Source organism: Stutzerimonas stutzeri (assembly GCF_024448985.1).
In the GTDB taxonomy this organism is placed as follows: domain Bacteria; phylum Pseudomonadota; class Gammaproteobacteria; order Pseudomonadales; family Pseudomonadaceae; genus Stutzerimonas; species Stutzerimonas stutzeri_AP.
The window spans coordinates 115,567-128,498 of sequence record NZ_JAMOII010000009.1 but is presented as its reverse complement, the minus strand read 5'-3'; the positions used below and the strand labels follow the sequence as shown (position 1 = coordinate 128,498).

General features: G+C 62.4%; 16 protein-coding genes and 2 riboswitches. Of the genes, 9 read left to right on the top strand and 7 right to left on the bottom strand.

Going from position 1 to position 12,932, the window contains the following annotated elements:
- Positions 1-24: 24 nt before the first annotated feature.
- A complete protein-coding gene (locus tag NA647_RS12320; RefSeq protein ID WP_256057956.1) occupies positions 25-774 on the bottom strand; it encodes a hypothetical protein in 750 nt (249 codons plus the stop codon).
- Positions 775-1,131: 357 nt separating this feature from the next.
- A riboswitch (FMN riboswitch) is annotated at positions 1,132-1,277 on the top strand.
- A 119-nt stretch (positions 1,278-1,396) separates the two neighbouring features.
- Between NA647_RS12320 and NA647_RS12315 the strand changes: the two genes are divergently transcribed.
- The 9 genes from NA647_RS12315 (at position 1,397) to NA647_RS12275 (ending at position 7,567) form a co-directional block, all read left to right on the top strand.
- On the top strand, positions 1,397-2,059 hold the full coding sequence (locus tag NA647_RS12315; protein WP_256057955.1) for a riboflavin synthase: 663 nt from the start codon (positions 1,397-1,399) through the stop codon (positions 2,057-2,059).
- Positions 2,060-2,072: 13 nt separating this feature from the next.
- Entirely contained in the window at positions 2,073-3,152 is a 1,080-nt protein-coding gene (gene ribBA / locus NA647_RS12310; RefSeq protein ID WP_256057954.1) for a bifunctional 3,4-dihydroxy-2-butanone-4-phosphate synthase/GTP cyclohydrolase II, read from the top strand.
- Between the two features lie 58 nt (positions 3,153-3,210).
- Complete coding sequence (gene ribE / locus NA647_RS12305) at positions 3,211-3,687, top strand: 6,7-dimethyl-8-ribityllumazine synthase (RefSeq protein WP_256048472.1); 477 nt, start codon at positions 3,211-3,213, stop codon at positions 3,685-3,687.
- Positions 3,684-4,166 carry a transcription antitermination factor NusB gene (gene nusB, locus NA647_RS12300; RefSeq protein ID WP_256057953.1) on the top strand — a complete coding sequence of 161 codons (483 nt, stop codon included), beginning with the start codon at positions 3,684-3,686 and terminating at the stop codon, positions 4,164-4,166. The genes ribE and nusB overlap by 4 nt, the downstream gene beginning before the upstream one ends.
- Positions 4,167-4,180: 14 nt before the next feature.
- The gene (gene thiL / locus NA647_RS12295; RefSeq protein ID WP_256057952.1) at positions 4,181-5,140 is read left to right on the top strand and encodes a thiamine-phosphate kinase; all 960 of its coding nucleotides are present in this window, start codon (positions 4,181-4,183) and stop codon (positions 5,138-5,140) included.
- 38 nt (positions 5,141-5,178) lie between these two features.
- Positions 5,179-5,679 carry a phosphatidylglycerophosphatase A family protein gene (locus NA647_RS12290; protein WP_423836468.1) on the top strand — a complete coding sequence of 167 codons (501 nt, stop codon included), beginning with the start codon at positions 5,179-5,181 and terminating at the stop codon, positions 5,677-5,679.
- A gap of 84 nt (positions 5,680-5,763) precedes the next feature.
- Positions 5,764-6,411: a retropepsin-like aspartic protease family protein gene (locus NA647_RS12285; RefSeq protein WP_256057951.1), complete on the top strand. Its 648-nt coding sequence runs from the start codon at positions 5,764-5,766 to the stop codon at positions 6,409-6,411.
- A 137-nt stretch (positions 6,412-6,548) separates the two neighbouring features.
- On the top strand, positions 6,549-7,166 hold the full coding sequence (ribA, locus tag NA647_RS12280; RefSeq protein ID WP_181099868.1) for a GTP cyclohydrolase II: 618 nt from the start codon (positions 6,549-6,551) through the stop codon (positions 7,164-7,166).
- Positions 7,163-7,567 carry a hypothetical protein gene (locus NA647_RS12275; RefSeq protein ID WP_256048468.1) on the top strand — a complete coding sequence of 135 codons (405 nt, stop codon included), beginning with the start codon at positions 7,163-7,165 and terminating at the stop codon, positions 7,565-7,567. The genes ribA and NA647_RS12275 overlap by 4 nt, the downstream gene beginning before the upstream one ends.
- Before the next feature lie 4 nt (positions 7,568-7,571).
- Here NA647_RS12275 and NA647_RS12270 read toward each other — a convergent pair whose 3' ends face one another.
- From NA647_RS12270 to NA647_RS12245, 6 genes are all read right to left on the bottom strand, one after another.
- On the bottom strand, positions 7,572-7,811 hold the full coding sequence (locus tag NA647_RS12270; protein ID WP_256057950.1) for a hypothetical protein: 240 nt from the start codon (positions 7,809-7,811) through the stop codon (positions 7,572-7,574).
- The gene (locus tag NA647_RS12265; protein ID WP_256057979.1) at positions 7,726-8,109 is read right to left on the bottom strand and encodes a hypothetical protein; all 384 of its coding nucleotides are present in this window, start codon (positions 8,107-8,109) and stop codon (positions 7,726-7,728) included. The genes NA647_RS12270 and NA647_RS12265 overlap by 86 nt, the downstream gene beginning before the upstream one ends.
- A gap of 4 nt (positions 8,110-8,113) precedes the next feature.
- On the bottom strand, positions 8,114-8,842 hold the full coding sequence (locus NA647_RS12260; protein ID WP_256057949.1) for an ABC transporter ATP-binding protein: 729 nt from the start codon (positions 8,840-8,842) through the stop codon (positions 8,114-8,116).
- On the bottom strand, positions 8,833-9,819 hold the full coding sequence (locus NA647_RS12255) for a FecCD family ABC transporter permease (protein WP_256057948.1): 987 nt from the start codon (positions 9,817-9,819) through the stop codon (positions 8,833-8,835). Before NA647_RS12255 ends, NA647_RS12260 begins: the two co-directional genes overlap by 10 nt.
- Positions 9,807-10,580 carry an ABC transporter substrate-binding protein gene (locus tag NA647_RS12250; protein ID WP_256057947.1) on the bottom strand — a complete coding sequence of 258 codons (774 nt, stop codon included), beginning with the start codon at positions 10,578-10,580 and terminating at the stop codon, positions 9,807-9,809. Before NA647_RS12250 ends, NA647_RS12255 begins: the two co-directional genes overlap by 13 nt.
- A 102-nt stretch (positions 10,581-10,682) precedes the next feature.
- Positions 10,683-12,605: a TonB-dependent receptor plug domain-containing protein gene (locus tag NA647_RS12245; protein ID WP_256048463.1), complete on the bottom strand. Its 1,923-nt coding sequence runs from the start codon at positions 12,603-12,605 to the stop codon at positions 10,683-10,685.
- 103 nt (positions 12,606-12,708) lie between these two features.
- Positions 12,709-12,923, bottom strand: a riboswitch (cobalamin riboswitch).
- Positions 12,924-12,932 lie beyond the last annotated feature (9 nt).

Sequence of the window (12,932 nt, the reverse complement as noted above, 5' to 3'; positions counted from 1 at the left end):
TCTCGACGAGACGGATCAGTTCGCTCAATTCACCGGCTTGAGTCCATTGTGGTCAAGTTTTGCCCGGCGCTTGTTGGCTCCCAGCAGGAAGCGCGCCAGCAGGCTGTCGTGGTGAGGGTTGCCAAAGTGGAACAGCGCGGTGGCGCGCAGCATGGCCGGGTCGCACTGGTCGTTGGCATGCAGGCTGCGGTAGCCCGAAAACAGATAGAGGTTGCCGGGCTCCAGCTTCAGGCGGATCGGCCGCAGCCAGCCGCGGCGCACCGCAAAGGCGACCAGCTTCTGACTGATGGTGTTATGCAGCACGGCCTTCTCGATCACGTTGCGCAATGCATTGAAGCGAACGCGCCGCAGGTTGGGGAAAATGAACAGGTCGCCGCAATGCTTGCCTTCGGTCGGAATGAACAGCGGGAGCAGTGCGGTGACCGCCGTGGCATCGAAGTGGTAAAAATGCGACTGCTTGAGTCCGCTTCGGCCCTGCAAACAGCGGATCACCGGAAAAATCTGCTCCGTTGCGGCCGGTTCCCGTCCTGTCTGGAGTCGGTACAGCTCCGCCAACGTCTCCTTCAAGGGCGCGGAAAGCGCCAGTGCCGCTACGATGCTGCCACCCAGCGCCTCGATGCCGTGAATCGCGAAGTACTCGCCCTCGTGATTGGCTGCTTGCTGCTCGATAAACGCGCGGCCCTGCTCGAGCACCTCGGCTGAAATGTATTGCTTGATGACCGCAAACCCATTGCGGTCGATATCAGCAGCCTGAGCGGCAGCCGACGTGTCCATAGCCGTAACCTCTGACATACCCATCCCTCGCGGCACATGTGAAGGTTCGGAGCGTTCTTCCTGATCGTGTCCTAGTCTGCGCGGGGGGATCGCCAAAAGTACGAGCGATCCTGGCTCGGCGTGTCGGTACGACTTGATGCGGAGTGACGTTCCATCCTGATCGTCTTGCTTGGCGTCGGCGTGAGTTCGCGGCATCGCGTTGTCAGGCCGATTCTGATGCGTATGGACAAACAAGCGCAGCGGTAGTTGCTCGAGATGAGGAATTTTTCTGAGCGGCTGCCTCCGCAGTCAAACGGTCGTTTGCCGGCTGCAGAATCGGTTCGTTTGTGGTAAAAACTGCGCCGGGTCCTAACCGACCCACGTTCTCAGGGCGGGGTGAGATTCCCCACCGGCGGTAATGGCACTGTCGAGTGTCTAGCCCGCGAGCGCTTGTCCTAGACAAGGTCAGCAGACTCGGTGTGATTCCGGGGCCGACGGTATAGTCCGGATGAGAGAGAGCGGGATGCCTCGACGGGCGCCGTTCGTGCGCACGTCTACTCCCTATCGATCTGCAGCGCCCTGTTTTATCCAAAACAGGAGTTGGTCATATGCATCGTTTCAACAGCCTTCCACGGGAGGCCGCATGTTCACAGGAATAATCGAGTCCATCGGGACCATTCGTGCAATGACGCCCAAGGGCGGCGACGTCCGTGTGCTGGTCGAGACCGGCAAACTGGACCTGTCAGACGTCAAGCTTGGCGACAGTATCGCGGTCAACGGCGTCTGCCTGACGGCCGTGGAGTTACCGGGCAATGGCTTCTGGGCTGACGTCAGCCGCGAAACCCTGGCCCGTACCGCCTTCGTCGATCTCAAGGCTGGCAGCCGGGTGAATCTGGAAAAGGCCCTGACGCCGTCTAGCCGTCTCGGCGGGCATCTGGTCAGTGGTCACGTCGATGGCGTGGGTGAGGTGATGATGCGCGAGGAGAATGCCCGCGCCGTGCAGTTCCGCATCCGCGCGCCGCGTGAGCTGGCGAAGTACATCGCGCTCAAGGGCTCGATCACGGTCGATGGCACCAGCCTGACGGTAAATACTGTGAACGGTGCGGAGTTCGAACTCACCATCGTCCCGCACACTCTGGCCGAAACCATCATGGTCGACTACCGCCCCGGGCGGCAGGTGAATCTTGAAGTGGATCTGTTAGCGCGCTATTTAGAGCGCCTGCTGATGGGTGACAAGGCAGCCGAGCCTAATGCCTCGGGCCTGACGGAAAGCTTCCTGGCCGAACACGGTTACCTGAATAAATAAGGACTCGGCCACCATGGCTCTGAACACTGCTGAAGAACTGATTGAAGACATCCGCGCCGGCAAGATGGTCATCCTCATGGATGACGAGGACCGCGAGAACGAGGGCGACATCATCGTTGCCTCCGAATGCGTGACCGCTGAGCACATCAATTTCATGGCCCGTTTCGCACGCGGCCTGATCTGCATGCCGATGACCCGCGAGCGCTGCGAAACGCTGCAGCTGCCACTGATGGCGCCGCGCAATGGCTCCGGTTTTGGCACCAAATTCACTGTTTCCATCGAGGCCGCAGTTGGCGTGACCACCGGCATCTCTGCCGCCGACCGCGCGCGCACCGTCCAGGCGGCAGTAGCAAAGGATGCCAGGGCTGAAGATATCGTCAGCCCCGGCCACATCTTTCCGCTGATGGCTCAGCCAGGCGGCGTGCTGGCACGTGCCGGACACACCGAGGCGGCGTGCGATCTGGCGCGGATGGCCGGTTTCGAGCCGTCCGGGGTGATCTGCGAAATCATGAACGATGACGGCACCATGGCCCGCCGGCCCGAGCTGGAAGTCTTCGCTGAACAGCATGGCCTGAAGATCGGTACCATCGCGGACCTGATCCACTACCGCATGATCCATGAGCGCACCGTCGAGCGGGTTTCCGAGCAGCCGCTGGACACCGAGCTGGGTCAGTTCAAGCTGGTTACCTACCGCGACGGCGTGGAAGACACCGTCCATATGGCGCTGACCCGTGGCGAAATATCGCCGGAAGAGCCGACTCTGGTGCGTGTGCACAACATGGAACCGCTGCGTGATTTGTTGATGGTGACGGTTCCAGGACGCTGGAGCCTGCGCGCGGCGATGAGCGAAGTGGCCAAGGCCGGTAGCGGCGTGGTCTTGCTGCTGGGTAATCCGCTGACCGGTCCGCAGTTGCTCGCGCAGCTCAACCGCCAGCAGCCGCCGACGCCCGCGACCTACAGCACCGTTGGTGCCGGCTCGCAGATTCTGCGCGATCTTGGCGTGCGCAAGATGCGCCTGATGAGTTCGCCGATGAAGTTCAATGCGATATCCGGCTTCGATCTGGAAGTTGTAGAATACCTGCCTGCCGAATAATCAGAGGCGCCGCGCGAGTCGCGGCGCCTTCGTTCTTTAAAGAGATGAGAAATCACCCATGTCCCTGAAGACCATCGAAGGTACCTTCATCGCCCCGCAGGGCAAATTCGCCCTCGTAGTGGGCCGTTTCAATAGCTTCGTCGTCGAAAGCCTGGTGAGCGGCGCCGTCGATGCGCTGGTGCGCCACGGTATCCCGGAAGACGCCATCACCATCATCCGTGCGCCGGGCGCCTTCGAAATTCCGCTGGTGGCACAGAAAGTCGCTCAGCAGGGTGAATACGACGCCATCATCGCCCTGGGCGCGGTTATTCGTGGCGGCACCCCGCACTTCGAATACGTCGCTGGCGAATGTACCAAGGGCCTATCGCAGGTTTCCATGGAGTTCGGCGTGCCGGTTGCCTTCGGCGTGCTGACTGTTGACTCCATTGAACAGGCCATCGAGCGTTCCGGCACCAAGGCCGGCAACAAAGGTGCCGAAGCTGCACTCTCCGCCCTTGAAATGGTGAGCCTGCTGGCGCAGCTGGAGGCCAAGTGAGCCTGAATCACGACGACAGCCAGGAGCCCCAGCCGAAGGCCAAAGGCAAGATCGCGACGCGCCGTGTGGCGCGTAGCCTGGCGATGCAGGCGCTGTATCAGTGGCATATGGCGGGCCAGAGCCTGAACGAAATCGAGGCGCAATTTCGCGTCGACAATGATTTCTCCGGCGTCGACGGCACTTACTTCCATGAGCTGCTAACCGGCGTGGCGCGTGCCAAGACCGAAGTCGACGGCGCCATCGTGCCGCATCTGGACCGCCCGCTGGACGAGCTCGATCCAGTGGAGCTGGCCGTCCTGCGCCTGTCCACCTATGAGCTGATGCAGCGCATCGACGTGCCGTACCGCGTGGTGATCAACGAAGGCATCGAGCTGGCCAAGGTGTTCGGCGCTACCGACGGGCACAAGTTCGTCAACGGTGTGCTGGACAAGCTGGCGCCCAGCCTGCGCAGCGCTGAAGTCAACGCTCACAAGCGCTGAGCCAGCACTGACCGATGGGTGAGTTCGAACTGATCCGCCGATACTTCGCCGCCGCCGCTTGTGCCAGGGCTGGCGGCGAAGTCGCGTTGGGCATCGGTGATGATTGCGCCTTGCTGGCGCTGCCGGCGGGTGAGCAGCTGGCGATTTCCACGGACACGTTGGTCGCCGGTGTGCATTTCCCCGATCCCTGCGATCCGTATCTGCTCGGCCAACGCGCGCTCGCTGTATCGACCAGTGATCTTGCCGGCATGGGCGCCACGCCGATCGGTTTTACCCTTGCGCTGACGTTGCCGACGGCCGATTCCAGCTGGCTGTGCGAATTCGCTCGCGGCCTCGATGCGATGGCGGCGGGCTGCTCGATGCGTCTGATCGGCGGCGATACCACGCGCGGTCCGCTGAGCATGACGCTGACGGTGTTCGGTCGTGTGCCGGCAGGCCAGGCATTGCTGCGCTGTGGTGCGCAGTCGGGCGATCTGCTCTGCGTCGGCGGTGCGCTGGGCGATGCCGCTGGTGCATTGCCGATCGTGTTGGGTGAGCGTGAAAGCGATACGGTCGAGGCAGCGGCGTTACTGCGACGCTACTGGGCTCCGCAACCGCAACTCGCCCTGGGACGCGCGTTGCGTGGCAAGGCCACGGCCGCGATGGATATCTCCGATGGCTTGCTGGCCGATTGCGCGCACATCGCCAAAGCTTCGGGCGTTTCGCTGTGCGTCGAGCAGTCCAGGTTGCCGCTTTCGAAAGCGCTGCTGGACTTCGCCGGTACCGAACAGGCCCTGCGCTGCGGGTTGACCGGCGGTGATGATTATCTGCTGGCGTTCACCTTGCCCGCCGAGGCGTTGCCGACCCTGCTGGATAAAGGTTGGCCAATTCACGTGATCGGCCATGTGGCGTCGGGCGAAGGCGTGCAGCTGCTGGGCGCCGACGGCCACGCCATCGAGGTCGGCCCTCGTGGCTACAATCATTTCGAGAACTGACCGGCGCGTCCCGCTGGCCTGAACGAGAGGACAACCCGTTGACCGATTCCCTGCAGCCTGCCGCCGAGTCAATGCCCGTGTCGGTATGGAGCAATCCCTGGCACAACCTTGCCTTCGGTTTCGGCTCCGGCACGCTGCCGAAGGCGCCGGGCACATGGGGGTCGCTGGTGGCGCTGGCGTTCGTGCCGCTATGGCAGGCCATGCCTGGATGGGTCTACGGCCTGGTGATCGTCGCCAGCATGCTGTTCGGCATCTGGCTGTGCGGCAAGGTCGCGCAGGATCTGGGCGTGCATGACCATGAAGGCATCGTCTGGGACGAGTTTGCTGGGATTTGGATGACCTTCTGGCTGGTGCCGGCAGGCTGGCACTGGTTGTTGCTCGGCTTCGTCGTGTTTCGCGTGCTGGACATCGTCAAGCCCTGGCCGCTGAGCTGGGTCGATCGAAATGTGACCGGTGGCCTCGGGATCATGCTCGACGACATTCTCGCCGGCTTCGCCGCCTGTGCGCTGGTGCATCTGGTCGTCATGCTGCTTGGCTGAGCCGGGCTGTGCGTCTGGTCGCTGTAACCAGCACATGGCCATGGAAGAATGTCGTTCCGCCCGTGCCTCAAGGAAGATTCCCCGATGCGTTCCGTCGCCCTGCTGCTCGCTGCCACGCTGTCGCTGATTGCCTTCACTGTTACCGCGGCGCCGCGCGTACAGGTGGTGGGCCTGTTTCCCGGCGCTGCAGTTCTGAACGTCGATGGCCAGCGCAAGCTGGTCCGTGTCGGGCAGATGGGGCCGGGCGGTGTCGAGGTGGTCAGTGCCGACGCCAAAGGTGCCGTGCTGCGCGTCGAGGGTGTCGAGCGGACCTACAGTCTTAGCCGTGAGCTGAGCTCGGGCTTTGCCGAACCCGAGCGTAAGCAGTTGAGCATTGCCAAGGGGCAGGGTGGCCATTACTGGATCGCTGGTTCGATCAACGGCCAACCGGTGCAGTTTCTCGTCGATACCGGCGCTACCTCTGTGGCGTTCAACGAAAACCAGGCGCGCCGTCTGGGCATCGACTATCGCGTCGACGGCAAGCAGATCGTGGTCGGCACTGCCAGCGGCACGGCAAAGGCCTGGCAGGTGCACCTCAACAGCGTCAAGGTCGGCGCCATCGACGTGATGGGCGTGGAGGCGGTGGTGGTGGAAGGCTCATCGCCCACCGAGGCGCTACTGGGCATGAGTTTTCTCGGCCGGGTCAGCTGGCGCGAGGATCAGGGCGTGTTGAGGCTTGAGTCGAAGATTTAAGAGATGCAGCTGGAAGCCTCGAGCTAGAAGCTTGAAGTAAAAAGCATGAGTGACGGATTAGCGTCAGTCCATGCACAGCAGCTTCCAGCTTCCAAGCTGATACAATGCCCGCTTTTCTGCCTTCTGGAGTTTCTCCGGTGTCTGTCGTCTTCGTCGCCGCTTCCCAATTGCCGACGCCGTTCGGTGTGTTCACCATGCATGGTTTTCTCGATCAGGACACCGGCAAGGAGCATGTCGTACTGACGATGGGCGATGTTGCCGATGGTAAGCCGGTATTGGGCCGTCTGCATTCGGAGTGTCTTACCGGCGATGCCCTGTTCAGCCTGCGCTGCGACTGTGGTTTTCAGCTGGAGGCTGCGCTGAAGGCCATCGCCGATGAGGGGCGTGGTGCGTTGTTGTATTTGCGCCAGGAAGGCCGCGGTATCGGCTTGCTGAACAAGATCCGCGCCTACGAACTGCAGGATCAGGGTGCCGATACCGTCGAGGCCAATGAGCGCCTGGGCTTCGCGCCGGACATGCGCGATTACGCGATCTGCCTGCCGATGCTAGAACACCTGGGTATCTCCGAAATCAAGCTGATGACCAACAACCCGCGCAAAGTCAAGGCGCTGCAGGGCTTTGGTATTCGTATCGCCGAGCGCAAGCCGCTGCAGATCGCGCACAACCCGCACAACCGCAAGTACCTCGCCACCAAGGCCGGTAAGCTCGGCCATATGTTGGGCGAGATTCACCAGGGCGAAGCCGAGCAGTCATGAAGCGTGCTGAAGAAAGGACTCGACTGAATCGGTTGTGGTGGTTCTGGCTGGCGCTGTGCCTGCTACCCTGGCTGCTGCTGGGCCCCATCGACTTCAACCTCGGCATGCCGCCCATGGCGATCTTCATCACGGGCCTGGTCGCCCTGTTCCCTAGCCTCAAGGCCTTTTCATCGTTCAAGCGCGCGCTCTTCGCGCTGCAGGAGCGTGACCAGGCCGGCGAGCGTGATCGCTGGGCCGCCTTGCAGAAGGCTCAGGTGCTAGGCCTGTACTGGGCTGCCCTGCCGGCCTGGCTGGCGGCGCTGGGCTCACTGTCGGGGTTGGGCGGGGTGGCCTGTCTGTTGCTGGTCCTGGGCAGTCTGATGACCTTCTTCCTCTACCGCATTCCGCGCCAGGTGGTGTAGGCCTTCATTCAAGCAGGGCCTTGCCGTAGCTCTTGCTGACGAAGGGCGCCTCATCGATGCCGCGACGCTGGTTGATCACTAGCGTCAGCACGAAAAAGAAATTCACCATCATGTTGCACAGCCGCGGCAGGATCAGCGGTACCTCGATGCCTTCCTGATCAACCCGCACCATCGCGCGGATGGCTTTTTTCGCGCAGGAGCGGGCGTGATGAAGCTGCGCTACCGGCGCACCGCCGCGCGGCAAGACGAACCCCCGCAGGGCGCCCGCTCACCTCGCTCTGATAGTGGCCAGCGGGCCTTGCAGCCAGGCCAAATCGGCGTCCTCCACGGCTAGTTGCCCGCGTATCGAGCCGTTGAAATGGAAGGCTAGCGGCTGCAGCCGTTCCAGATCGGCGCAGATCGTCAAAGGGGGTCAGGTCGATGATCTCGCCGATATGCCCGCACAGCTTGTCGGTGACCACCTCGAAGTCGCACAGTACCGAAGCGTCCTGAATGAATGGGTAGCAGATTTCGTCGCGGTTCTTGCTGAGTTTCAGCGCCATGCTTTCATCTTGGTTGGATGATGGGCGGCCATACGCTGAAGTCCACGTGAACCTCGACGTTGAATACCTCGGCTAGATGTTCCGGTGTCAGCACCTGTTGCGGCGTGCCCTTGCGATAGAGGCGGCCCTGGTGCATCAGGCATAGACGATCGCAATAGCGGGCGGCCAAGGCCAGGTCGTGGATCGACACCAGTACGCCGCGGCCTTCGCCAGCATAGGTTCTGAGCAGGTCGAGGATGTGCCGCTGGTAATAGAGGTCGAGACTGGCGACCGGCTCGTCGGCGATCAATATCCGGGGCTCGCCGGCCAGCACGCGAGCCAGCCAGACGCGAGTCTGTTCGCCGCCTGAGAGCTGATCGATGCGCCGATCGCGCCACTGCCACACACCGGCCTGATGCATGGCGTGGTGAATCCTGTCGGCATCCTCGTCGCCCCAGGGCAAGCGGCCAAGGGTGACGATGTTCTCCACGTTCAAGGCCCATGCGCTCTGGCTGGCTTGCGGCAACAGCGCCACCTGGCGCGCGCGTTCGTTGCTGCTTAGGCGCTGGCTGGGTTGGCCGCCGATGTCCACCTGGCCGCGGTAGGTTTGCACGCCGGCCAGGCAGTTGAGCAAGGTGGACTTGCCCGAGCCGTTGGGGCCGATGATGCCCAATACTTCGCCAGCAGTCAGGGCCAGATCGGCCCCCTGCAGGCGCTCGGCCACGCTCAGTTGGCGCGCGCGAATCAACTCCATTTCTGCCGCTCCCGCCAGACCAGCCAGATGAACAGCGGCGCCCCGATCAGCGACGTGAGCACCCCTAGCTTGAGCTCTCGGCCCGGCGGCAGCAGCCGGACCACCAGATCGGCAAAGAGCACCAGCGTCGCACCGGCCAGCGCCGAAGGGAACAGCAGCCGATCCGGACGATGATTGACCAGCGGACGAATCAGGTGCGGCACGATCAATCCGACAAAACCGATCGCACCCGCCACCGCGACCGCCGAACCGACCAGCACCGCCGCGCCGAGGACGATCAGCCGGCTGCCGCGTTTGACGCTTAGTCCAAGGCTTTGCGCAGTGCGTTCGCCGAGGCTCAGGCCGTACAGCAGCGGACGTTGACGCAGAATCAGGGCGCCGCCGATCAGCAGGGCCGGAAACAGGATGCGCAGGTGATCCAGCCCGCGTTCGGACACCGAGCCTAGCAACCAGAACACCAGTTCCTGCATGGCGAAGGGATTGGGAGCGAAGTTGAGCACCATCGCCAGCGCGGCGCCGCTGACGGTGGATATCGCCAGCCCGGCCATGATCACCATCGACGGGCGGGAGGAGCCGGCCAAGGCCAGCATCAGAATCAGCGCGATGCCCGCCCCGAGCAACCCGGCCAGTGCCGGTGCCATCTCGCCGGCAAAGGACAGCAGGCCGAAGTAGAACACCGCCGCTGCGCCGAGTGCCGCGCCCTGGCTGGCGCCGATCAGTCCGGGGTCGGCCAACGGATTGCGCAGCAGCCCCTGCAACGCGGCGCCGGAGAGGCCCAGCGCCGCGCCTACGCAGATGGCCAGCAGGGTGCGCGGCAGGCGGATATCGCCGACCACGATGGCCTCCAGCGTGTCCGCCCCGCGCAGCCAGTCGAGCAGCCCGCCGGCCATGTTGACCGATGTCGAACCCAGGTTCAGCGAGAGCAGGGCGGCAATCAGCAACAATCCGCTGAGTAACGGCGTGATCAGTCGAGCCATTGATGCAATTGTCCTATCAGTTCCCAGGTCCATGGCCCCGGACATTGCCAGCGCCAGAATTCGCTGGTCAGCCAGCGCTCGGCCGGTACGGCCCTGGCCAGCGCCGGGTGTTCGGCGAATTGATTGGCCCGCGCGCGATGCTTGGGCGCGGCCCACAGAATCGCATCTGGCGGATCGCTGACGATTCGCTCCAGATCCAGGCGCTGGTAACCCGGCTCGGTCAGGTAGTTGGTCCAGCCGGCGTGTTCGAGAATCTCATGCTCCAGCGTGCCCTGTCCGGTGCCGATGGCATTGGCGCCTAGAAGTAGCAGGCGCTGCGGTTTGGCAGGGCGGGACATCGGGTCGGGCACCGCACTGGCGAGCGTTTCCGGTAGTTGCAGGGCGCGCAGGAACTGTTTTTCGTAGTCCACCACCTGCTCCAGGGATCGCGGCAACGGCAGCACCTCGACGTGTATGCCCAGGGTCTCCATGCGCTGGCGAATCTGTGTCGCCGAATACTGGCCGGACAACACCAGGTCGGGACGCAAGGCGACGATCTGCTCCAGGCTGCCATCGTGCACGGGCCACTCGGGGCCTATCCAGTCGATGGGGTAACGGCGTTGCAGCTGCGACAGGGCCACGACGTTGTTCCGGTCCGCATGATGGGCGATCAGCCAGTCCGCGCACAGGCCGAGGGAGAGGATGCGTTGCGGCTCGGCTGAGGCCATACACGGCAGCAGCAGAAACAGGGCCAGCAGAACGCGAACGGGGTGGTGGCGCATGAGTGGCACGTATTTCGTTGAGTGACAGCAAACTGATAGAGAGGCGATCCTGCTCTTTTAGCTGTGGCGCCACGGCCGTCTGTGGCGCCTCGGCAAGAGCATTCAGAAGCGGTAACCGACGCTCAGTTGTACCTCCTCCTCGGGAGCCGGATAGCGACTGGCGGCGGTGGCGAAGGCATCGTAGCGTTTACCGGTCAGGTTGTTGATCCGTAGTTTGGTGTTGAACTGCCTGTATTCATAGGCCAGTGCTGCGTTGACCAAGGTGTAGCTGCCGGCCTTCTGCTGAACGTTGGCATCGTCACCCGAGTAATAGCGCTTGCCGGTGTATACCGCTTCTACGTAACTCCGCAGGCCCGGCAGGATTTCATAGCTTACGTGTGCACTGGCGCTGTGGCGCGACACCCATGGCACATCATTTCCTTTGAAGCTGCCGTCGCGATACTCGGAGTCGGTGAAGCTGTACTGACCGCCGATACTCAGATCTGCGCTGAGTTGGCGTTCGGCTTCGAGCAGAACGCCCTTGCGCAGGGTCTTGTCCAGGTTGATGTTGGCGCCATCGAAGCCCCATGCGCTGTTTGGGCCAATCGCGGTCGGGTCATACATCAGCTCGTCTTCCAGTTCCAGGCGATACACCGTGAACCGGTATTGCTGAATGGCGTCGCTCCATTCCACGCCGCTTTCCCAGGATTCACCGGTCTGTGGTTTCAGGAAAGTGACACCTGGTGAAACGAAGCCGTTCTCGTCGACATTGGCCCAGCGCAGAACGTCCTCGCGCCTGATGAATACGCGGGTCTGCTCGTTGGCTTGCCAGCTCAGGCCGATACTACTGCTGCCTTCTCTATCACGATGCGCTCGGCTGGCGGCGGTGCTTTCGTCATCCGCTTCGCTGGCGCGGTAACCGATCACCAGATTCAATCCATTCCCGAGATCCTGGCTGAACTGTGTGTACCAGTCGCGCAGGGTTTGTTGCGCGAGCGTGTCGCCCCAGGCAGCCAGGTACTCGTAGTCGCTGGTGATGTGGTCATGGCCCAGGAGCCACTCGGCTTGCCCGAGAGGCGAATCGAATCGAGCGGTCAGACGAGGGCTGATGGTTTCGATACGGGTGCCTTGCGCAAATTCAGAGCCGGGACCGAAACTGCCGATCCCGTCCTGGTCGCTGTGGCTGTAATCGAGATGCGCGCTCCAGATATCATTCAGGCGCTGTTCCAGTGCCATGCGATGAACCTGGCTTTTGCTGTCGTTCCAGGACTGCGAACTGCTCTGCTTGCGGTCTTGACGCCGTAAAGCCAGCGAGATCGAATCGGGATAAAGCAGTTCGTCATCCACCGTCTGGTATTCATACAGCACATGTCCGTAGTCGTGCTCATAACGCACGCGGGCGAAGGCATTGCTGTAGTTGGCGTTGTTATGGTCGCGGTAATTGTCGTTGCTGCGTGTTTCGCCGCTTGCATACAGTGAGAAACCACCGCCGAGCTGCTGGTGAAGGTGTCCGCGAAAGGCCTCATGATCGTGGCTGCCTCGGCTGGCTTCGACATAGGCCTCGTTGCTGGATGGAGTGCGCGTGATGATATTGATGACACCGCCCACCGCCTGATCGCCATAGAGAACGGTTCCGGCGCCACGAATGATCTCGATCCGCTCGATATTCGCCAGCGGGACGCTATTGAGGTCAGCGCTGGACAGGGTTGGCTGATTCAAGCGGCGTCCATCGACCAGAACCAGGGTGTTATTGGCGGCATTCTCGCCAAAACCGCGCAGGCTGATGGCGGCGCGGTTACCGTCACCCATGGTGTCGCGAATTTGCAGGCCGGCCTGGCTGCGAAGTACATCGAGCAGATCGCTGCTGGCACTGGCTTCAATCTGCTCGCGGTCGATGACCGCTACGCTGGCGGGGGTCGGAGCTTTCAGGTTGGTCGCGCGGGTAATCACCATTGGCGGCAATTGAGCGCTAGACGAGGTGTCATCGGCAGCGAGCGCCAGGCCGGGCGTCAGGGCAATTGCCAGGGCCAAACGGGACAGTTTCATCAGTAAAGAATCCTCAAAAGATCAATGCTTTTGAGGAGGGCAGGAACAAGCGCGGGATCTGGAATGCAGGCGGCCGCGCTTGACGGTGCTGCCCTCCGCAACACCAGTCGAATCCGCTCAGGCCGGTCTCCGGGCTCTCGACTCGCATCGCGCTCGCCTTCCCATGTCGAAACACAGTGGCGTATGAGCGAACGGCGATCTGTTGGGATCGCGGTCGATTACCGTTGCGGGGGCAGCGCCGGGATTGTTCGATTGAACGCACCGGCTTCCCGTTTAATGCACGCTCTGCGGCGGCACACCTGAGTGGAAAACGCGCGCACCATAGCC